Raw genomic sequence first — 19568 nt, forward strand, 5'->3', positions numbered from 1 at the left:
CTCATGCAGTCTAGTTTGACACCTTTTCGCGTCGCCGTCATCGGTGGCGGGCCGGCCGGCCTGATGGCGGCCGAAACGCTGGCCCAGGCCGGCGTGCGGGTGGACCTGTATGATGCCATGCCCTCGGTCGGCCGCAAGTTCCTGCTGGCCGGGCGCAGCGGCATGAACATCACGCATGCGGAGGCGTATCCGGATTTCGTCGGCCGCTACGGCGCCAGCGCGCAGCCGCTGCGTCCCGCGCTGGATGCCTTCGGCCCGCAGGCCGTGCGCGATTGGGTGCATGGGCTGGGACTGGAGACCTTTGTCGGCACCTCCGGGCGCGTGTTCCCGACCGATATGAAGGCCGCGCCGCTGCTGCGCGCGTGGGTGCACCGCCTGCGTGAAAGCGGCGTGCAATTCCACATGCGTCACCGCTGGCTGGGCTGGCAGGATGGCGCGCTGCGATTCAGCGCGCCCGGCGACGATGGCGCCGCCGGCGAGCGGCTGGTGCGCTCCGATGCGGCGATTCTGGCCCTGGGCGGGGGCAGCTGGGCGCGGCTTGGCTCGGACGGCGCCTGGTTGCCGCTGCTGGCCGGGTGCGGCGTCGAGGTGGCGCCGCTGGCGCCGGCCAATTGCGGCTTCGATGTCAACTGGAGCGAGCATTTCAGCAGCCGCCACGCCGGCGAGCCGCTGATGACCGTGGCCGTCATCGCGCGCGACACGCAGGGCAGGGAGATGCGCAAACAAGGCCAGTTCGTGGTGACGCAAGGCGGCATCGAGGGCAGCCTGATTTACGCGCTGTCCGCCGCCTTGCGCGACCAGATCGCGGCGGAGGGCCACACCACCATCTGGCTGGACCTGATGCCCGATTGGACGGCGCAGCGCGTGGCGGATGAACTCATGCGGCCGCGCGGCGCGCGCTCCTTGTCCAGCCATTTGCAAAGCCGGCTTGGCATCAAGGGCGTGAAAGCGGGTCTGCTGCGCGAATGCCTGAGCAAGGAACAATTCAGCGATGAGGTGCAACTGGCGCGGGCCATCAAGCGCCTGCCGTTGCGGCTGGAACGCGCGCGGCCCATCGATGAGGCGATCAGCAGCGCCGGCGGGGTGAAATGGTCGGCGCTGGAGGGCAGCATGTTGAAGACCGTGCCGGGCGTATTCGTGGCCGGCGAAATGATCGACTGGGAAGCGCCGACCGGCGGCTACCTGCTGACCGCCTGCTTCGCCGGCGGCGTGGCGGCGGCGCGCGACGCGCTGGCCTGGCTCACTCCCAGGTGACTTCGCCCGAGCCGGTGCGGTTGACGTTGCGGTGGTCCGGGTTGCCCAACACGCGGATGTCGCCGCTGCCGCGCAGGCTCAGGTCCGCCGACTGCTTGGCGAAGACGTGGGTGGTGCCCGAGCCTTTCAGGTTCACCGTCACCTTGTCCGAGGCCAGGTGGCGCGCATTCAGGTCGCCGGAACCGGTCAGTTCCGCCGTCAGCGTCTTGCAGCTGCCGGAGGCGCTGATCTGGCCCGAACCCACCATCTCCAGCTCCACGTTCTCGCTGCTGCCGGCGTTGATGTTCATATTGCCGCTGCCATGGGCGCCGGCGGTCAGCTCGCGGTAGCGGCCCACGAAGTTCACATTGCCGGAACCGTGCAGCTGCAACTCCAGCCGCTCGCCGTTAAAGCCGGATACCTTGGTGTCGCCGCTGCTGTGCACCGTCAGCTCCTCCAGCGAGGGCAGCACCAGCTCCACCTGCAGGCGATGGCGTGGATTGAGCAGCATGCCCTTGGTGCCGATGTGCAGGTCGCGGCCATCCTGGATGGTTTCGATATTGCCCAGCGAGCGCTGTTCGCCGCGCACCTTGAGCGAGGCGGTCTGGCCCTGCACCAGGATCAGGTCGATCGGGCCGTTAAGTTCCACCACGGTCGCCATGGCGTCGATCTTGCGGGTTTCCGTGCCCAGCGAGCGGCCGGCCACGCTGGTCGGGCTGCTGCTGCCGTAGGCCTTGAGCATGCTGTAGGTGACGCCGATCAGCACAAACGACAGCACCAGCAGGCCGGCCCCAATTTTCATCAATGCGCGCATCATGGTTTCCTCAGCCTCCCCGCAGCAGCGAGGCATTCATCGCCGCGTAACGCTTCAAACCTATGACGGTGTAGCGGGTCAGCACAATGCTGACCAGACACAGTCCTATGCCGCCCAGGATCAGCCCCAGGCCGATCAACGACTGCGTGGTGCGGGCGCCGCTGTCGAAATCGGTGGTGATGTGGACGTCGCCGGCCGCCATCGCCTCGGCGCGGTTGAGCAGCTTGCCGCTGCGGCTCAGGCCCTCCTCGTCGGGCGGCGGGGTGTCGGCATCGTCCTTGTTGACCTGCACGCCCATGCTGTTGATCGAGACGCGCCAGCCCTGGGCATCCTCCTCATCCTCGCGTGATTCGAAGTGGGTGTTGGTGAATTCCATCAGGTGGCGCAGCGGGCCTTCCAGCGCCAGCTCGTTCTGGCCCGACAGGCCGCTGGCCGTCAGCGCCACGCCGCCGATGTAGAAGGCGAAGGCCGAGATGTAGATCGCGCCCAGCAGGCTGGCGTACACCATGGCCGGAATCACCATGAACAGGTTGAAGATGGCCAGGCCGATGACGGAGACCACCAGCCGCGCCAGGTTGACCGGGGTTTTCTTTTGCGCGAAAGCGCTTAGGTGGGCGTTGGCGCGCAGCGTCATGGCGATCTTGCGCGGCTCGTCGAGTTGTTTGTAGACCTCGGCCTCGCTCAGGCCGGCCACCAGGCCGTCGATGTAGCGTTGCTCGTAATAGGCCAGGGTCTTGGCCACCGTTTCCGGCGGCAGACCCTGCATGGCCTGTTTGAGCGCGTCGAGGTATTCCTGCTTGGTCATGATATTAAATCCACAATGTTGCGTGCCTTTTGCCGATGGTGCAACTGTACGCAGGTCGCCGTCGAGACGCCACCGGGATGTGACAGGATGCGCAAAACGCGGAACAGGCGACTGAATTGCACGACTAGACGGCGCTCCCTTGCAGTAGTTGAGCGGCGGCAACACCACTGCGCACTGCCGCTTCCAGCGTGGCCGGGTAGTCGCCGGCGGTGTAGTCGCCGGCCAAGAACAGCCCCGGCAGGCCGGTGGCGTTGTCCGGGCGCGCCAGCGCCGGCGCGCTGGCGTAGGTCGCGCGCTTCTCGGTGATGACCTTGAACCATGCTGGACGGCCCAGCTCCGGGCGCTGGAAGGCCACCGCCAGCTGCACCGCGACCGCCTCGGCCAGCAATTCCTGCGGCTGGGCGGCCACCGGGCCGGAGGCGCTGATGACCGCCGCCAGCAGGCCGGCCTGGGCGGCGTCCAGCTGGCCGCGGTCGAACACGAACTGGCCGTACTGGTGGCTGTCCGGGTCGTCCAGCAGGGCGTAGAACGGCAGTTCCAGCCGGGTGGCGGCGTCGTATTGCAGGTAGACGGTGGTGATCGCCTCCGGCTCGAAGGCGGTCAGCTGGCTGCACACGGCGGCGGCGTCGTGGTCCGGGATGTCGTGCAGCAGGGTGGCGGCCTGGCTGGCGCCGGCGGCCAGCACCACGCCGCTGAAATAGGTGCTCCAGGTGCCGCCGACGGCCGCGCCGCTGATGTCCAGCTGCCACAGCCGATTCTCGATGCAGCGCAGCGCGTTGACCTTGGCGCCGCTGCGCACCGCGCCGCCGTGCTCCGTCACGTAGCGCGCGGCCGCTTCCGGGAACAGGGCGCTCAGGTCGGCGCGCGGCAGGAGCATGTCGGAGGCGCGGCGCTTCGCGCCCAGGCTGTCGCGCAGCACGTTGAGAAAGACCTGGGCCGAGGCGCGCTCCGGCGGCGTGTTCAGCGCGGCCAGGCACAGCGGGCGCCACATCAGCTGGATCAGGCGCGGCGTCTGGTCGAAGCGCGCCAGCAGTTCGCTGACGCTGCAGTCGGTGTTGAGCCGCCAGCCCATCCAGCGCGCGGTGGTGGAGAAGCGGGCAAGGCTGAGCTTGTCCTCGCGCCGCAAGCCCTGGGCGCGCAACAGGGCCGCCGCCAGGTGCAGCGGCGCCGGCAGCGGCAGCGCGGGCGCGGCGAAGTCCATGCCGCCGGTGTTGGGCGGATAACGCATTTGCAGCGGCAGCGTGAGCAAGGCTTGCCGGTGATCGACGCCGGCCAGCTTCATCAGGCGCAAGGTTTCGCTGTAGGCGCCCAGCAGGATGTGCTGGCCGTTGTCGAGGTGCTTGCGGTCGGTCTCCACGCGGCGCGCGCGGCCACCCAAGGTGCGGGCCGCCTCCAGCAGCGTGACTTTGTAGCCGGCGCGCGCCAGTTCGAGCGCCGCCGCGCAGCCGGCCCAGCCGGCGCCGATCACCGCGACCGAGCGCGCCAGCACGCCGGTGTCGACGTGACCGCGTTTATCCGCCGGGGTGCCGGCGATGCTGGCGTCAACCACGGATATAGGTCTTCCACGCCAGCCACAGCTTGCGAATCGGCGTCAGCGAGATGCGGTGTTCCAGGACGTGGTAGCCGTCGGCCTCGACCTCGGTCAGCAGGGTGCGGTAGATGGCGGCCATCATCAGGCCCGGGCGCTGGGCGCGCCGGTCTTCCTTCGGCAGCAGGGCGAACGCTTCGTCGTAGGCTTTTTGCGCGCGGGCGATCTGGAACGCCATCAGCTTTTCGAATTTGTCGCTGTGCTTGGCATTGAGGATTTCGGCGGCGGTCACGTTGAACTGCTGCAGTTCATTGATCGGCAGGTAGATGCGGCCTTTGCGCGCGTCCTCGCCCACGTCGCGGATGATGTTGGTCAGTTGGAAGGCGTGGCCCAGCTTTTCCGCGAATTGCAGGGTTTGCGGATTGGTCACGCCAAAGATGCTGGCCGACAGGATGCCAACCACGCTGGCCACGTGCCAGCAGTATTTGCTGAGGGCGGCGTAGTCGAGGTAGCGGGTCTGGTTGAGGTCCATCTCCATGCCGTCGATGATGGCCTGCAGGTGTTCTTCCTTCAGGTTGTACGGCTGGATGTGCGGCTGCAGCGCCTGGGTGACAGGGTGGGTTTGCTGGCCGGCGTACATGCCGCTGATTTCCTTGCGCCACCACGCCAGCTTGATGCGCGCGATCGACTCGTCGGTGCATTCGTCGACGGTGTCGTCGACCTCGCGGCAGAAGGCGTACAGGGCGGTGATGGCGCGGCGACGCTCCGGCGGCAGGAACAGGAAGCTGTAGTAAAAACTGGAGCCGCTTTGCGCGGTCTTTTGCTGGCAGTAGTCGTCGGGGGACATGAATAAAAAGCAATGGACGGTTCGAAGCCGCTATTCTATAGGAATGCGTTACAGTCTCGGTTCATTATTTGGTGGAGTTGACATGATTACTATCCGGGAAATTGACCATATCGTCCTGCGGGTGGTGGACCTGCAGTCCATGCTGGACTTCTATTGCGGCGTGCTGAATTGCCCGGTGCAGCGGCGGCAGGACGAGATCGGACTGGTGCAGCTGCGCGCCGGCAGCTCGATGATCGACCTGGTGCCGCTGGACGGCAAGCTGGGACGCATGGGCGGCGCGGCGCCGGGCGTGGAGGGGCGCAATATGGACCACTTCTGTCTGCGGGTGGAACCGTTCGACCCCGTCGCCATCCGCGCGCATCTGGCCGCGCATGGCCTGGATGCGGGCTCGGTGGAGTCGCGTTTCGGCGCCGAAGGCGAGGGGCCGTCGATCTATGTGTCGGATCCGGAAGGCAACGTGGTGGAGCTAAAAGGACCGCCGCATGCAACTTAGGGTGATTTAAGGATACAATGTGTTACCTTTTCGGGAGAACGCATACGTATGAAACCGCAGATTGTTGCAGCCTTGATCATTATTCCAGTGCTCGCTGGATGCGAGGGCTCGTCTGCGGAAGACACGGCGCCCATGAAAACGGCCACTTATTACACCCAGCACCTTGACGAGGCCAAGTCGGTCGCCAGCCGCTGCAAGCTACTGGACGAGCAGAAGCAACGTACCCTGAACGCGGGCGAGTACCAGGAATGGCAGATTTCCAACGAGGGCGTGAATTGCCAGACGGCTCTGTCGGTATCGGAGGCGGCTTCGCTGCGCGAGTTTGTGCTGAAGCAATCCAAGCCGCAAGCCCCGGCCGCCGCGCCGAAGGCCGCGCCGCCATCCTCCTCGGTGCCGACGCCGCAAGAGCGCGAACAGAAAATCATTTCCGCCCAGACGCTCGCTCCCGTTTGATGGCTTTCACGTCGGCGCTGATTTGATTCAGGCGCGTCTCGTGCGCTTGCAGCATGGTATCGAGTTTCTGTATGGTGGCGTCCAGCTTCTGATTGGTCTGGTCCAGCCTCTGGTTTGTCTGCTCCAGCCGCTGATTCACTTCGCTGCGCCATTGTCCCGAATCCTTGCCGGATTCGTACGAGGCGGTCATGTTGTTGAGCAGTGTCGCGTTGAAGCCGGCGACGCCGAAGATCACCGCGAGCACCGAGCTGATGCCGGTGATGAGCACGGTCTTCTTCAAATCGGCCATATCGGTCCTGAGCTGGCGTAATTCGAGCTCAAATTGATCCATGCGTGCGATCAGCACGTCAATCTTGCCGATAAGGGCCGCAAATTTGGTGTCGGTGCGGGCTTCGCTCGCAGCGATTTTTGCGTCCACTTCTTCTCTGGTCATGTCAGCCATCCTGCGAGTATAGGCCTCGCATTTGCGGCGTCAATTGAGGGAAATCAAGCGGCGCGGAGCGCGGTTCGCAGGCGTTTTTTCATACGCACGGCCGACCAGAAAATACCCAGCCAGTCGTGCCTGGTCAGCTTTGGGCGGTGCAGGAAGACGTCATATTCGGCGGCTTCGATCGCGTCGAGGATGCGCAGGCCGCCTTGCACCACCATGCGCAACTCGAAGCCGATGCGGCCGGGCAGCCGCAAGGCCAGCGGCGCGCCGCTCAGCATCAGCTGGCGCGCGCGCGCGACTTCAAAACGCATCAGCGAACGCCAGCGCGGACGCGCGCTCGGGTGGTCCAGCGCCGCCGGTGAGATGGCGTAGCGGTTCAAGTCTTCCAGCGGGATGTAGATGCGCTCCTTGTGCAGATCGATCGCCACGTCCTGCAGGAAATTGATCAGTTGCAGCGCCGTGCAGATCGCATCCGAGTCGCGCACATTTTCCTCATCCGCCGCGCCGTACAGATGCAGCATCATGAAGCCGACCGGATTGGCCGAACGGGCGCAGTAGTCGAGCAGCGCGTCATAGGTCTGGTAGCGCGACACCACCACGTCCTGCTTGAAGGCCGACAGCAGGTCGTACAGCGGCTTGAGCGGCATTTCATATTCCCGCACCACCTGCGCCAACCGCTCGAACATCGGCTGGTGGCCGGTCGCGCCTTGCTCGATGCGGGCCAGCGCCGCCTCGTAGGCGTTCAGCGCCGCCAGCCTTTCCTCGGGCGCGGCGTCGCCCTCGTCGGCCAGGTCGTCGGCGCTGCGGGCGAAGGCGTAGATGGCCTCCACCGCCGGGCGCAGGCGTTTGGGCAGCAAAATCGAGGCGACAGGGAAGTTTTCGTAGTGATCGACCGGCATAGGCGGGAGGGGCGGCAATTGCCGGTGTGAGAGATTTGGTTTCCAGCGCGTAATGGTAGTGCTATCTTGAAATGAGAGCAAGTATCCATGCTCCAAATTAATGACGCCAAAGTCATTTCCAAAGGCCATTGTTCAGCTTATAATCAATAAATAACCTGTCAGTCATTTAAAAGGAAGCTGTCGTGTTGAATCTCAAGAATGTGCTGGTTGCCGCCTCGGCGCTGGCCGTGCTGGGCGCCTGTTCCAAGCCGGCCGAGAAAACTGAAGATATCCGCCCGGTGCGGGCCATTTCGCTGGTCAGCAGCGACGTTGACGTGAACGCCGAGTTTTCCGGCGAAGTCCGGGCGCGCGTGGAATCGCGCCTCGGCTTCCGCGTCGGCGGCAAGATCGTCAGCCGCAAGGTCGACGTCGGCACGCTGGTCAAGAAGGGGCAGGTGTTGATGCAGCTGGATCCGCAGGATTTGCAGCTGTCGCAGGCGCAGGCGCTGGCCAACCTGCGCGCCGCCGAAACCAATCGCGACCTCGCCAAGGCCGACCTGCTGCGCTACCAGGAGTTGCGCAGCAAGAGCTTCGTCAGCCAGGCCGTGCTGGACGGCAAGGAATCCGCCTACAAGGCCGCGCAAGCCAACGTCGACGCGTCGCAGGCGGCCTATCGCGGCCAGTCCAACCAGGCGGCCTATGCCGCCTTGCTGTCCGATGTGGACGGCGTGGTCACCGCCGTCAACGCCGAGATCGGCCAGGTGGTGGCGGCCGGCACGCCGGTGGTGAATGTGGCCAAGTCGGGCGAGAAGGAAATCGTCATCGGCATCCCGGAAGACAAGGTCGACACCCTGCGCCGCATTCCGGATGTGCAGGTGCGCCTGTGGGCCGATCCCAAAAACACGGTGGCCGGCAAGATCCGCGAAATCTCGCCGGTGGCCGATCCGTCCACCCGCACCTACACCGTCAAGGTGTCGATCCCCGATTCGCTGGCCGAGGCCAAGCTGGGCATGACGGCGGTGGTGCAGTTCGCCTCCAAGACGCCGGCGCCGCAGATCAAGGTGCCGCTGACCGCCTTGTTCTATGAGAAATCCGCCACCTCGGTGTGGGTCGTTGAGAACGGCGCCGTCAAGCTGGTGCCGGTGACGATAGGCGGCGTGGCCGGCAACGACATCGTGCTGTCCAGCGGCGTCAAGCCGGGCCAGACCGTGGTGACGGCCGGCGTCAACCTGCTGAAGCCGGGCCAGAAGGTCAAGATCCTCGGTAACGACTTGCCGAAGGCCGCCAAATGAAGGAAGGATTCAATCTCTCACGCTGGGCGCTGGAGCACATCCCGCTGACCCGCTACCTGATCGCGGTGCTGCTGATAGGCGGCGCACTCAGCTATTCCAACCTCGGGCAGGACGAAGATCCGCCGTTCACCTTCCGCGCGATGGTGGTGCGCGCCAACTGGCCGGGCGCGACCTCGCTGCAAATGGCCGAGCAGGTCACCGACAAGCTGGAGAAAAAACTCCAGGAAACGCCCGATATCGACGAGATCTCCAGCTATTCCAAGCCGGGCGAGACCACCATCATCCTCAAGCTGCGCGAATCGGCGCCGCCGAAGGAAGTGGCGCAGTCGTGGTATCAGGTGCGCAAGAAGATCGGTGATATCCGCGGCACGCTGCCGGCCGGCGTGCAGGGCCCGTTCTTCAACGATGAGTTTGGCGATACCTACGGCTCCATCTTCGCCCTGTCCGGCGACGGCTTCACCTACGCCGAGATGAAGGACTACGCCGACTTCGTGCGCCAGCAATTGCTGGGCGTGCCGTTGGTGTCCAAGGTCGAGCTGTTCGGCGTGCAGGACGAGAAGATCAACATCGAGTTCTCGCACAAGAAATTCGCCCAGCTGGGCATTCCGTTTGAGGCCATCGTCAACCAGATCGCCACCCAGAATTCCGTGGAGGCCACCGGCGTGCTGGTCACGCCGACCGACAATCTGCAGGTGCGGGTGACCGGCGCGTTGAAAACAGTGAAGGACCTTGAGGATCTGGAACTGCGCGCCAACAGCACCACGTTCCGCCTGGGCGACTTCGCCACCATCAAGCGCGAATACCAGGACCCACCGGGCAACAAGATGCGCTTCAATGGCAAGGAAGTGATCGGCCTGGGCGTGTCGATGGAGAAGGGCGGCAACATCATCCAGCTTGGCAAGCACATGGAGAAGACCGTGGCCGAGATGAAGGCCAAGCTGCCGGTCGGCATCGAGCTGGAACGCGTGTCCGACCAGCCGCAGGCGGTGAAGGCCTCGGTGGGCGAGTTCGTGCACACGCTGATCGAGGCGGTGCTGATCGTGCTGGGCGTCAGCTTTGTCGCGCTCGGTCTGCACAGCAAGCCCAAGCTGCGCCTGGACGTGCGTCCCGGGCTGGTGGTGGCCTTGAGTATTCCGCTGGTGTTGTCGGTGACTTTCCTGTTCATGCGCATGCTGGAGATCGATCTGCACAAGATCTCGCTGGGCGCGCTGATCATTGCGCTGGGCCTGCTGGTGGATGACGCCATCATCGCGGTGGAAATGATGGTGCGCAAGATGGAGGAGGGCATGTCGCGTTTCGACGCCGCCACCTTCGCCTACAAATCCACCGCGATCCCGATGCTGACCGGCACGCTGATCACGGTGGCGGGCTTCCTGCCGATCGGCCTGGCCAAATCGGCGGCGGGTGAATATACCTTCTCGCTGTTCTCGGTCAACGCGCTGGCGCTGGTGATTTCGTGGGTGGTGGCGGTGACCTTCACGCCTTACCTCGGCTATGTGCTGTTGAAGGTGAAGCCGCATGCCGATGGCGGCAGCGAGCACGACCTGTTCGACACGCCGGGCTTCCGCCGTTTCCGCGCGCTGGTCAACTGGTGCGTGGAATACCGCTGGATCACCATCGGCGCCACGCTGGCGGTGTTCGCGCTGGGTGTGTATGGCTTCAAGTTCATCGAAAAGCAATTCTTCCCGGATTCCAGCCGTCCCGAGCTGATGGTGGAAATGTGGACGCCGGAGGGCACGACCTTTGCCGCCAACGAGGCGCAGGTGAAGAAGTTCGAGGCCTTCATCCGCAAGCAGGAGGGCGTGGTCAGCGTGACCAGCTACGTGGGCACTGGCTCGCCGCGTTTCTACCTGCCGCTGGACCAGATTTTCCCGCAGACGAACGTGTCGCAAATCGTTGTGCTGCCGAAGGATTTGCACGCCCGCGCCGTGCTGCGCGACAAAATTGTCGACATCTTCAAGCATGATTTCCCGGAAGTGCGCGGGCGCGTCAAGCTGCTGCCGAACGGGCCGCCGGTGCCGTATCCGGTGCAGTTCCGCGTCACCGGCACCGAGGTGGACAAGGTGCGCGCGATCGCCGACCAGGTGAAGGACATCATGCGCGCCAACCCGAACACGCTCGGCGTCAATGACAACTGGAATGAATCGATCAAGGTGCTGCGTCTCGACCTGGACCAGGACAAGATGCGCGCGCTGGGCGTGACCTCGCAAACGGTGATGCGCGCGGCCAACACCATCCTGTCCGGCACGGCCATCGGCCAGTTCCGCGAAGGCATCAAGCTGATCGATATCCAGATCCGCCAGCCGATCGAGGAGCGCAACACCATCGCCGTGCTGAACGACACGAATATCCCGACCGCCAGCGGCAAGTCGGTGCCGATCAGCCAGCTGGCGCGGGCGCATTTCGTGTGGGAGCCTGGCGTGGTGTGGCGCGAAGGGCGCGACTGGGCGATCACCGTGCAGTCGGACGTGGCCGATAATATCCAGGGGCCGACCGTCTCCAGCCAGATCGAACCGCAGCTGAAGGCGCTGCGCGACGCGCTGCCGGCCGGCTACGCCATCACGGTGAAGGGCGCGGCCTCGGACAGCGGCGCGGCGGAAGCGTCGATCGCGGCCAACCTGCCGCTGGCGATCTTCCTGATCTTCACGCTGCTGATGCTGCAGCTGCACAGCTTCTCGCGTTCGCTGCTGGTGTTCCTGACCGGGCCGCTGGGCGTGGCGGGGGCGGCGATGGCGCTGCTGGTGCTGGGCCGGCCGCTGGGCTTTGTGGCCAACCTCGGCATCATCGCGCTGTTCGGCATGATCATCCGTAACTCGGTGATCCTGGTCGACCAGATCGAGCAGGACATCAAGGCCGGCCACGACGCCTGGACCGCCATCGTCGAATCCGCGGTGCGCCGCTGCCGCCCGATCATCCTGACGGCCGCCGCCGCCGCGCTGGCGATGATCCCGCTGTCGCGCTCTGTATTCTGGGGACCGATGGCGGTGGCCATCATGGGCGGCCTGATCCTGGCGACGGCACTGACTTTGTTGTTCCTGCCAGCGCTGTATGCGGCCTGGTTCAGAGTGAAAAAGCCTCTTAACTAGGCAAAAAACGGCAAAAAACAGCGGAATGTTGGCGACATAGTAAAAATCGTCACCATTCCGCGAAAAAAACGTTAGAATGCCGTGTTGAAGTTGAAAGCTCCTGCCATCATGCAGGAAGAGGGCGACCCTTTTTCACTTACAGGTCGCCCTTTGCTTTTGTGCAAACAAGCCGCGAGGATGGCGAAATTGGTAGACGCACCAGGTTTAGGTCCTGACGCCAGCAATGGTGTGGGGGTTCGAGTCCCCCTCCTCGCACCAACTGTATTTCTTATTTTTTGGACGATTTTTTAACATGGCAACTGCAGTCGAAACCTTGGGCAAACTCGAACGTCGTATCACGATCTCCTTCCCGCTGACCGAAGTCCGCGCTGAAGTTGAGAAGCGCCTGAAAGTGCAAGCCAAAACGGCTAAGGCACCAGGCTTCCGTCCGGGCAAAGTTCCTCTGAAAATGGTCGCAGCACAATACGGTTATCAAATCGAAACCGAAGTGCTGAATGATAAAGTTGGCCGCGCTTTCAACGACGCCGCAAACGAAGCCCAGCTGCGCGTAGCTGGCTACCCGAACATCGAACCTAAGCAGGAATCGCCAGCCGGCGTGCTGACTTTCGACGCGACCTTCGAAGTGTACCCGGAAGTCGAAATCGGCGACCTGACCACCGTCGAAATCGAAACCGTCAAGGCTGAAGTGACCGACGCCGAAATCGACAAGACCATCGAAATCCTGCGCAAACAGCGCGTGCACTTCCACACCAAAGGCGAAGCCGGCGAGCACGGCGACGGCGGCGAGCCAGTGGCCGCCAACGGCGACCGCGTGACCGTGGACTTCGTCGGCTCGATCGACGGCGTGGAATTCCCAGGCGGTAAAGCCGAAGACTACCCGTTCGTGCTGGGCGAAGGCCGCATGCTGCCGGAATTCGAAGCCGCCACCGTCGGCCTGAAAGTGGGCGAGTCCAAGACCTTCCCGCTGTCGTTCCCAGAGGACTACCATGGCAAGGACGTAGCCGGTAAAACCGCTTCGTTCACCATCACCCTGAAGAAGCTGGAATGGGCGCACCTGCCGGAAGTGGACGCGGAATTCGCCAAGTCGCTGGGCGTGGCCGATGGCGACGTCGCCAAAATGCGCGAAGACATCAAGGTCAACCTGGAGCGTGAAGTCGCCGGCCGCGTGAAAGCACGCAACAAGGAAGCCGTGATGGAAACCCTGGTCAAGACCGCCACCCTGGACGTGCCGAAATCGCTGATCGCCCAGGACACCGAGCGTCTGGCCGAAATGACCCGCCAGGACATGGCCCAGCGCGGCATGAACGTCAAGGACGTGCCATTCCCACCAGAACTGTTCGCGGAAAAAGCCGAGCGTCGCGTGCGCCTGGGCCTGATCCTGTCGCAACTGGTGGGCGAGAACAACCTGCAAGCCCAGCCTGAGCAAGTCAAAGCGCAGATCGAAGACTTCGCCCAAAGCTACGAAGACCCGCGCGAAGTGCTGAAGTACTACTACAGCGATCGTCGTCGTCTGGCGGAAGTCGAGGCCCTTGTATTGGAAGAAAACGTCGTCAACTATGTCCTGGGCCTGTCGAAGACTACGTCCAAGGTTATCGCCTTTGACGAGCTGATGGGAAGCAACGCACAAGCGTAATTCAGTTAGGTTAGAATCAAGACGGCGCCACACCGTCGTTCCGGCGAAAGCCGGAACCCATGCCGAGCATGCGTTCCATGGGTCCCGGCCTGCGCCGGGACGACGATGGTGGTACGTTTCTAAACCGGCTGCTTCACAAGGAAATAGAATGACTGGTATGAACCGAAATCCGGCGTTGGACACCGAAATGCTCGGCCTGGTGCCGATGGTGGTGGAACAAAGCGGTCGCGGCGAGCGCTCTTACGACATCTACTCGCGTCTGCTCAAGGAACGTATTATCTTCATGGTCGGTCCGGTCAACGACCAGATGGCCAATCTGGTGGTCGCCCAGCTGCTGTTCCTGGAGAGCGAAAATCCAGACAAGGACATCTCGCTGTACATCAACTCCCCGGGTGGCTCGGTCTCGGCCGGCCTGGCGATCTACGATACCATGCAGTTCATCAAGCCTGACGTATCGACTCTGTGCACCGGCATCGCCGCCTCCATGGGCGCCTTCCTGCTGGCCGCCGGCGCCAAGGGCAAGCGCTTCTCGCTGCCGAACTCGCGCATCATGATTCACCAGCCGTCGGGCGGCTCGCAGGGCATGGCCTCGGACATCGAGATCCAGGCCAAGGAAATCCTGTACCTGCGTCATCGCCTGAACTCGATCATGGCCGAGCGCAGCGGCCAAACCGTCGAACAGATCGCCAAAGACACCGATCGTGACCGTTTCATGTCGGCGGAAGAAGCGGTAGAGTACGGTTTGATCGACAAAATGTTGACCAACCGGGCTTGATGCATCCTTTGCAGCATTGCTAGAAAAAACGCTCGGGCGATTAATCGTTCGGGCGTTTCGTTTTTATTTCGGGTAGCATGTGCATGTAGGCGGAGTTTCCGGCCCGCATTGCACTGAATCACTTGCTTCCTGTAACCAAAGATAACTGCCCATGTCAGACAAAAAATCCTCCAGCGGCGAAAAACTTCTGTACTGCTCGTTCTGCGGCAAAAGCCAGCACGAGGTGAAGAAACTCATCGCCGGTCCGTCCGTGTTCATCTGCGACGAGTGCATCGACCTGTGCAATGACATCATCCGCGACGAAACCTCGGCCATCGAGTCGGTCACGGGCGCCAAGTCGGACCTGCCGACGCCGCATGAAATCAAGGACTTGCTGGACCAGTACGTGATCGGCCAGCAAACCGCCAAGCGCATCCTGTCGGTGGCCGTGTACAACCACTACAAGCGCCTCAAGCACCTGGGCAAGAAGGACGACGTCGAACTGGCCAAGTCCAACATCCTGCTGGTCGGCCCCACCGGCTCCGGCAAGACCCTGCTGGCGCAGACGCTGGCGCGCATGCTCAACGTGCCCTTCGTGATCGCCGACGCCACCACGCTGACCGAAGCCGGCTACGTGGGCGAGGACGTCGAGAACATCATCCAGAAGCTGTTGCAAAGCTGCAACTACGACGTGGACAAGGCGCAACGCGGCATCGTCTACATCGACGAGATCGACAAGATCTCGCGCAAATCGGACAACCCGTCCATCACCCGCGACGTCTCGGGCGAGGGCGTGCAGCAGGCGCTGCTGAAGCTGATCGAGGGCACCATGGCCTCGGTGCCGCCACAGGGCGGCCGCAAGCATCCGAATCAGGATTTCGTGCAGATCGACACCACCAACATCATGTTCATCTGCGGCGGCGCGTTTGACGGCTTGGCCAAGGTGATCGAGAACCGTTCGGAGAAGTCCGGCATCGGCTTCGGCGCCTCGGTCAAGAGCAAGTCCGAGCGCAACGTCAGCGAGGTGCTGATGGAGGCGGAACCGGAAGACCTGATCAAGTTCGGCCTGATCCCCGAGCTGGTGGGCCGTCTGCCGGTGGTGGCGACCTTGTCCGAGCTGACCGAGGAAGCGCTGATCCAGATCCTGGTCGAGCCGAAGAACGCCCTGATCAAGCAGTACTCCAAGCTGCTGGAAATGGAAGGCGCCGAGCTGGAAATCCGTCCTGCCGCGCTGCACGCGATCGCCAAGAAAGCGCTGGCGCGCAAGACCGGCGCGCGCGGCCTGCGTTCGATTCTGGAGCACGCGCTGCTCGACACCATGTATGAGCTGCCGAATGAAACCAACGTCACCAAAGTGGTTATTGATGAGAATACCATCACCAGTGGCGCTAAACCTTTGTTGATTTATCAGGAGCAGGCGAAAGCTTCTGGTGAGAATTAAATAACTTGTGCACACTTGCCCCGCTCAACAGCAAAATTCATTTCGCATCCGTGGGGCAAGGCGGTACAATCAAAACCAATAAAAGAATTCAGGCTTCATTCGGAAAGCCACTCGCGACCCCGGTCGCGCGTGGCTTTTTTATTTAGCCCGTCTTTTAGAGCACGACTGCTTCGTTGGAAAACATTCTTTAATATGAGGAATTATTTCTTGTAGGTCGGTCTTGTGATTTGGCAAAACAGCGCCCACATCATAATCACGCTTTCACATAAGGTACGCCATGACAACTTCCAAATTAACTGAGCAAACTCAACTGCCGTTATTGCCGCTGCGGGACGTCGTCGTATTTCCGCATATGGTGATACCGCTGTTCGTAGGGCGCCCAAAATCGATCAAGGCGCTGGAAGCCGCGATGGAGCAAGGCAAGAGCATCATGCTTGCCGCCCAAAAAGCCGCTGCCAAGGACGAACCTTCTGCTTCCGATATCTACGAGATCGGCTGCGTGGCCAATATTCTGCAAATGCTGAAACTGCCGGACGGCACCGTGAAGGTGCTGGTCGAGGGCGCTCAGCGCGCGCGCATCAACAAAATCACCGACACGCCGACGCACTTCGTGGCCGACCTGACGCCGCTCGATTCCGAGCTGGGCGACGATTCGGAGATCGAAGCGATGCGCCGCGCCATCGTTCAGCAGTTCGACCAGTACGTCAAGCTGAACAAAAAGATTCCACCGGAGATCCTGGCCTCGTTGTCGGGCATCGACGACGCCGGCCGCCTGGCCGACACCGTGGCCGCGCACCTGCCGCTCAAGCTGGAGCAGAAGCAGGTCATCCTGGAGATCTTCTCGGTCGCCAAGCGCCTGGAGCACCTGCTGGGCCAGCTCGAAGGCGAGCTGGACATTCTGCAGGTCGAGAAGCGCATCCGTGGCCGCGTCAAGCGCCAGATGGAGAAGTCGCAGCGCGAGTACTACCTGAACGAACAGGTCAAGGCTATCCAGAAGGAGCTGGGCGAGGGTGAGGATGGCGCCGACCTGGACGAGCTGGAGAAGAAGGTCGCGCTGGCCAAGATGCCGAAAGAGGCGCTGGACAAAGCCACCGCCGAGCTGAAAAAACTCAAGCTGATGTCGCCGATGTCGGCCGAGGCGACCGTGGTGCGCAACTACATCGACACCCTGGTCAGCCTGCCATGGAAGAAAAAATCCAAGGTCAACAACGACCTGTCCAACGCTGAGAAAGTGCTGGAAGGCGATCACTATGGCCTGGAGAAGGTCAAGGAACGCATCCTGGAATACCTCGCGGTGCAACAGCGCGTCGACAAGCTGAAGGCACCTATCCTGTGCTTCGTCGGTCCTCCGGGCGTGGGTAAAACCTCGCTGGGCCAGTCGATCGCCCGCGCCACCAACCGCAAGTTCGTGCGCATGGCGCTGGGCGGCGTGCGCGACGAGGCCGAGATCCGCGGCCACCGCCGTACCTACATCGGTTCGATGCCGGGCAAGGTGCTGCAATCGCTGGCCAAGGTCGGCGTGCGCAACCCGCTGTTCCTGCTCGACGAGATCGACAAGATGGGCGCGGACTTCCGCGGCGATCCATCGTCGGCCCTGCTGGAGGTGCTGGATCCTGAACAGAACCACACCTTCTCGGACCACTACATCGAGGTCGACTTCGACCTGTCGGATGTGATGTTCGTGGCGACCTCGAACTCGTTCAACATTCCGCCGGCGCTGCTGGACCGGATGGAAGTCATCCGCCTGTCGGGCTACACCGAGGACGAGAAGACCAGCATCGCCCAGCGCTATCTGCTGCCGAAACAGATCAAGAACAATGGTCTGAAGGAGGACGAGATCGCCGTCAGCGAAGCGACCATCCGCGACATCGTGCGCTACTACACCCGTGAGGCCGGCGTACGTTCGCTGGAACGCGAAGTGTCGAAGATCTGCCGCAAGGTGGTGAAGATGCTGCTGCTGAAGAAGTCGGAGAAGAAGGTCACGGTCACGCCGAAAAACCTGGACAAGTTCCTAGGCGTGCGCCGCTACGACTTCGGCGTGGCCGAGAAGGAAAACCAGATCGGCCAGGTGGTCGGCCTGGCATGGACCGAGGTGGGCGGCGATCTGCTGACCATCGAGGCCGTGTCGATGCCGGGCAAGGGCGGTGTGATCCGCACCGGCACGCTGGGCGACGTGATGAAGGAGTCGATCGAGGCAGCCCGCACCGTGGTGCGCAGCCGCGCGCAGCGACTCGGCATCAAGAACGAAGTGTTTGAAAAGAGCGACATCCACATCCACGTGCCAGAAGGCGCGACGCCGAAGGACGGTCCGTCCGCCGGCGCCGCCATGACGGTGGCGATGGTGTCGGTGTTCACCGGCATCCCGGTGCGCGCCGACGTGGCGATGACCGGCGAGATCACGCTGCGCGGCGAAGTATTGCCGATCGGCGGCTTGAAGGAGAAACTGCTGGCGGCCCAGCGCGGTGGCATCAAGACCGTGCTGATCCCCGAGCAGAACGTCAAGGATCTGGCCGACATTCCGGACAATGTCAAAAACAAGCTGGAAATCGTGCCAGTGCGTTGGATCGACAAAGTGCTGGAGATCGCCCTGGAACGCCAGCCCGAACCGCTGGCGGAAACGGCGCCGGTGGAAGCCGTGGCCGCCGCCGCGACCAAGGCCGATGGCCAGGGTGACGTAGTAAAACACTAAGTTTTTATCTGTAATACCTTTAAAACAGGCGCTTATATAGCGCCTGTTTTCTTATTTTTACTTATTTTTCTATTGTGCAGCCTTGACACCGGGGTGGGCTGGCTTGTTTAATACGGCCTGAAATTTTTCTGTTTCCGTTTTTAAAGCGGAAACAACGATATAACCTTTGTGACGGGGAATTGCTTTGAATAAGACTGAATTGATCGACCATATCGCCACCACCGCTGATATTTCGAAAGCGGCTGCTGCTCGCGCCCTGGACGCGGTCATCGACGGCGTGACCACCAGCCTGCAGAAAAACGACAGCGTCACCCTGGTCGGCTTTGGTACCTTCTCCGTGAGCGAACGCGCCGCCCGCACCGGCCGCAATCCGCGCACCAAAGAAGAGATCGTTATCGACGCAGCGAAAGTTCCTAAATTTAAAGCTGGTAAAGCTTTGAAAGATGCTGTAAACTAACGGACTTCGGTGAGCAGCAGCGGCAACAAAGCTGCTCATTCAGGCAAATGGGCGGTTAGCTCAGTTGGTAGAGCGGAGCCCTTACAAGGCTTAGGTCGGGAGTTCGAGCCTCTCACCGCCCACCAAAAAACATTTGCCAGAAATTAAGTTTTAATGTAGTATGTAGCACCTTGATATTCAGCTGGAGCGGTAGTTCAGTTGGTTAGAATACCGGCCTGTCACGCCGGGGGTCGCGGGTTCGAGCCCCGTCCGCTCCGCCAACAAATATCAAGCGACGTAATACCGTTTAGGAGCGGTAGTTCAGTTGGTTAGAATACCGGCCTGTCACGCCGGGGGTCGCGGGTTCGAGCCCCGTCCGCTCCGCCAGAATAAAGATACCCCGCAGCTTTTAATTAAGCTGCGGGGTTTTTCTTTTTCAGCGTCGGATTAACGCCGTGAGTATGTCTGGCCACGCCTGTCCGAATAAAACGAACCGTGCGCCATGGAAATGCGTGGCTGAGTATAGTGTTTGTATTATTGTTAATATCCGAGTTTCATGGCAGCCGCATTGATCGAACGGGTCGTTTCCGCCTTGGCGCAGTTTTCGAGCGCCACCCGTTTATACGAATTGACGCTGGACGACGGCGATAGCGCAGACCTGGGCGCGGGCGGTTTGCTGGTCGAGGCGTTCGCGGCGGACGACAGCGTGCAGGGCGTGGGGCCGCGCGACATCATCGTGTTGTCCACCAACGCGTC

17 protein-coding genes and 4 tRNA genes are annotated in these 19568 nt (G+C 62.2%); 15 read left to right on the top strand and 6 right to left on the bottom strand.

The annotated features are described in order from the left end of the window. Nucleotides 1–3 precede the first annotated feature (3 nt). Nucleotides 4–1254: a TIGR03862 family flavoprotein gene (locus tag FHW83_RS17430; RefSeq protein ID WP_176647606.1), complete on the top strand. Its 1251-nt coding sequence runs from the start codon at nt 4–6 to the stop codon at nt 1252–1254. Here the strand turns inward: FHW83_RS17430 and FHW83_RS17435 are convergent. From FHW83_RS17435 to hpnD, 4 genes are all read right to left on the bottom strand, one after another. Beyond that, the gene (locus tag FHW83_RS17435; RefSeq protein ID WP_308936761.1) at nt 1241–2050 is read right to left on the bottom strand and encodes a head GIN domain-containing protein; all 810 of its coding nucleotides are present in this window, start codon (nt 2048–2050) and stop codon (nt 1241–1243) included. The genes FHW83_RS17430 and FHW83_RS17435 overlap by 14 nt on opposite strands. A gap of 7 nt (nt 2051–2057) precedes the next feature. Beyond that, nucleotides 2058–2852: a DUF1700 domain-containing protein gene (locus tag FHW83_RS17440; RefSeq protein ID WP_176647607.1), complete on the bottom strand. Its 795-nt coding sequence runs from the start codon at nt 2850–2852 to the stop codon at nt 2058–2060. Between the two features lie 124 nt (nt 2853–2976). Further along, nucleotides 2977–4407, bottom strand: coding sequence for a hydroxysqualene dehydroxylase HpnE (gene hpnE / locus FHW83_RS17445; RefSeq protein WP_373997229.1), 1431 nt, complete (start codon nt 4405–4407; stop codon nt 2977–2979). Next, complete coding sequence (gene hpnD, locus FHW83_RS17450) at nt 4394–5227, bottom strand: presqualene diphosphate synthase HpnD (protein ID WP_176647608.1); 834 nt, start codon at nt 5225–5227, stop codon at nt 4394–4396. The genes hpnE and hpnD overlap by 14 nt, the downstream gene beginning before the upstream one ends. Nucleotides 5228–5309: 82 nt before the next feature. On the opposite strand from hpnD, the gene FHW83_RS17455 reads away from it, so the two are divergent. Then, nucleotides 5310–5720: a VOC family protein gene (locus FHW83_RS17455; RefSeq protein WP_176647609.1), complete on the top strand. Its 411-nt coding sequence runs from the start codon at nt 5310–5312 to the stop codon at nt 5718–5720. Nucleotides 5721–5852: 132 nt separating this feature from the next. Then, entirely contained in the window at nt 5853–6173 is a 321-nt protein-coding gene (locus FHW83_RS17460; protein ID WP_176647610.1) for a hypothetical protein, read from the top strand. Here the strand turns inward: FHW83_RS17460 and FHW83_RS17465 are convergent. Further along, nucleotides 6142–6606, bottom strand: coding sequence for a hypothetical protein (locus FHW83_RS17465; RefSeq protein ID WP_176647611.1), 465 nt, complete (start codon nt 6604–6606; stop codon nt 6142–6144). The genes FHW83_RS17460 and FHW83_RS17465 overlap by 32 nt on opposite strands. A 53-nt stretch (nt 6607–6659) precedes the next feature. Next, nucleotides 6660–7502 carry a squalene synthase HpnC gene (gene hpnC / locus FHW83_RS17470; protein WP_176647612.1) on the bottom strand — a complete coding sequence of 281 codons (843 nt, stop codon included), beginning with the start codon at nt 7500–7502 and terminating at the stop codon, nt 6660–6662. 182 nt (nt 7503–7684) lie between these two features. On the opposite strand from hpnC, the gene FHW83_RS17475 reads away from it, so the two are divergent. The 12 genes from FHW83_RS17475 to FHW83_RS17530 form a co-directional block, all read left to right on the top strand. Beyond that, on the top strand, nt 7685–8773 hold the full coding sequence (locus FHW83_RS17475; RefSeq protein WP_176647613.1) for an efflux RND transporter periplasmic adaptor subunit: 1089 nt from the start codon (nt 7685–7687) through the stop codon (nt 8771–8773). Then, entirely contained in the window at nt 8770–11859 is a 3090-nt protein-coding gene (locus FHW83_RS17480) for an efflux RND transporter permease subunit (protein ID WP_176647614.1), read from the top strand. The genes FHW83_RS17475 and FHW83_RS17480 overlap by 4 nt, the downstream gene beginning before the upstream one ends. Nucleotides 11860–12030: 171 nt before the next feature. Further along, nucleotides 12031–12117 (top strand) — tRNA-Leu (locus FHW83_RS17485). A gap of 34 nt (nt 12118–12151) precedes the next feature. Then, complete coding sequence (tig, locus tag FHW83_RS17490; RefSeq protein WP_176647615.1) at nt 12152–13492, top strand: trigger factor; 1341 nt, start codon at nt 12152–12154, stop codon at nt 13490–13492. A gap of 157 nt (nt 13493–13649) precedes the next feature. Next, nucleotides 13650–14267, top strand: coding sequence for an ATP-dependent Clp endopeptidase proteolytic subunit ClpP (gene clpP / locus FHW83_RS17495; protein WP_371866049.1), 618 nt, complete (start codon nt 13650–13652; stop codon nt 14265–14267). Between the two features lie 151 nt (nt 14268–14418). Then, the gene (gene clpX, locus FHW83_RS17500; protein ID WP_176647616.1) at nt 14419–15687 is read left to right on the top strand and encodes an ATP-dependent Clp protease ATP-binding subunit ClpX; all 1269 of its coding nucleotides are present in this window, start codon (nt 14419–14421) and stop codon (nt 15685–15687) included. A 277-nt stretch (nt 15688–15964) separates the two neighbouring features. Beyond that, entirely contained in the window at nt 15965–18376 is a 2412-nt protein-coding gene (gene lon, locus FHW83_RS17505) for an endopeptidase La (RefSeq protein ID WP_176647617.1), read from the top strand. Between the two features lie 184 nt (nt 18377–18560). Beyond that, nucleotides 18561–18833: an HU family DNA-binding protein gene (locus FHW83_RS17510; RefSeq protein ID WP_155461497.1), complete on the top strand. Its 273-nt coding sequence runs from the start codon at nt 18561–18563 to the stop codon at nt 18831–18833. 49 nt (nt 18834–18882) lie between these two features. Then, nucleotides 18883–18958, top strand: a tRNA-Val gene (locus FHW83_RS17515). Nucleotides 18959–19016: 58 nt separating this feature from the next. Continuing rightward, a tRNA-Asp gene (locus FHW83_RS17520) sits at nt 19017–19093 on the top strand. Between the two features lie 29 nt (nt 19094–19122). Then, a tRNA-Asp gene (locus FHW83_RS17525) sits at nt 19123–19199 on the top strand. Between the two features lie 169 nt (nt 19200–19368). Then, nucleotides 19369–19568, top strand: a 200-nt coding sequence (locus tag FHW83_RS17530) for a hypothetical protein (RefSeq protein ID WP_176647618.1), incomplete at its 3' end; no start/stop codon positions are given.

Source organism: Duganella sp. SG902 (genome assembly GCF_013376005.1).
Taxonomy (GTDB): domain Bacteria; phylum Pseudomonadota; class Gammaproteobacteria; order Burkholderiales; family Burkholderiaceae_D; genus Rugamonas.

Excerpts from the sequence above, each read along its gene's own strand:
- FHW83_RS17430 (WP_176647606.1), top strand. The coding sequence starts at position 4 with ATGCAGTCTAGTTTGACACCTTTTCGCGTCGCCGTCATCGGTGGCGGG.
- FHW83_RS17435 (WP_308936761.1), bottom strand. The coding sequence starts at position 2,050 with ATGATGCGCGCATTGATGAAAATTGGGGCCGGCCTGCTGGTGCTGTCG.
- FHW83_RS17440 (WP_176647607.1), bottom strand. The coding sequence starts at position 2,852 with ATGACCAAGCAGGAATACCTCGACGCGCTCAAACAGGCCATGCAGGGT.
- hpnD (WP_176647608.1), bottom strand. The coding sequence starts at position 5,227 with ATGTCCCCCGACGACTACTGCCAGCAAAAGACCGCGCAAAGCGGCTCC.
- FHW83_RS17455 (WP_176647609.1), top strand. The coding sequence starts at position 5,310 with ATGATTACTATCCGGGAAATTGACCATATCGTCCTGCGGGTGGTGGAC.
- FHW83_RS17460 (WP_176647610.1), top strand. The coding sequence starts at position 5,853 with ATGAAAACGGCCACTTATTACACCCAGCACCTTGACGAGGCCAAGTCG.
- FHW83_RS17465 (WP_176647611.1), bottom strand. The coding sequence starts at position 6,606 with ATGACCAGAGAAGAAGTGGACGCAAAAATCGCTGCGAGCGAAGCCCGC.
- hpnC (WP_176647612.1), bottom strand. The coding sequence starts at position 7,502 with ATGCCGGTCGATCACTACGAAAACTTCCCTGTCGCCTCGATTTTGCTG.
- FHW83_RS17480 (WP_176647614.1), top strand. The coding sequence starts at position 8,770 with ATGAAGGAAGGATTCAATCTCTCACGCTGGGCGCTGGAGCACATCCCG.
- tig (WP_176647615.1), top strand. The coding sequence starts at position 12,152 with ATGGCAACTGCAGTCGAAACCTTGGGCAAACTCGAACGTCGTATCACG.
- clpP (WP_371866049.1), top strand. The coding sequence starts at position 13,650 with ATGAACCGAAATCCGGCGTTGGACACCGAAATGCTCGGCCTGGTGCCG.
- clpX (WP_176647616.1), top strand. The coding sequence starts at position 14,419 with ATGTCAGACAAAAAATCCTCCAGCGGCGAAAAACTTCTGTACTGCTCG.
- lon (WP_176647617.1), top strand. The coding sequence starts at position 15,965 with ATGACAACTTCCAAATTAACTGAGCAAACTCAACTGCCGTTATTGCCG.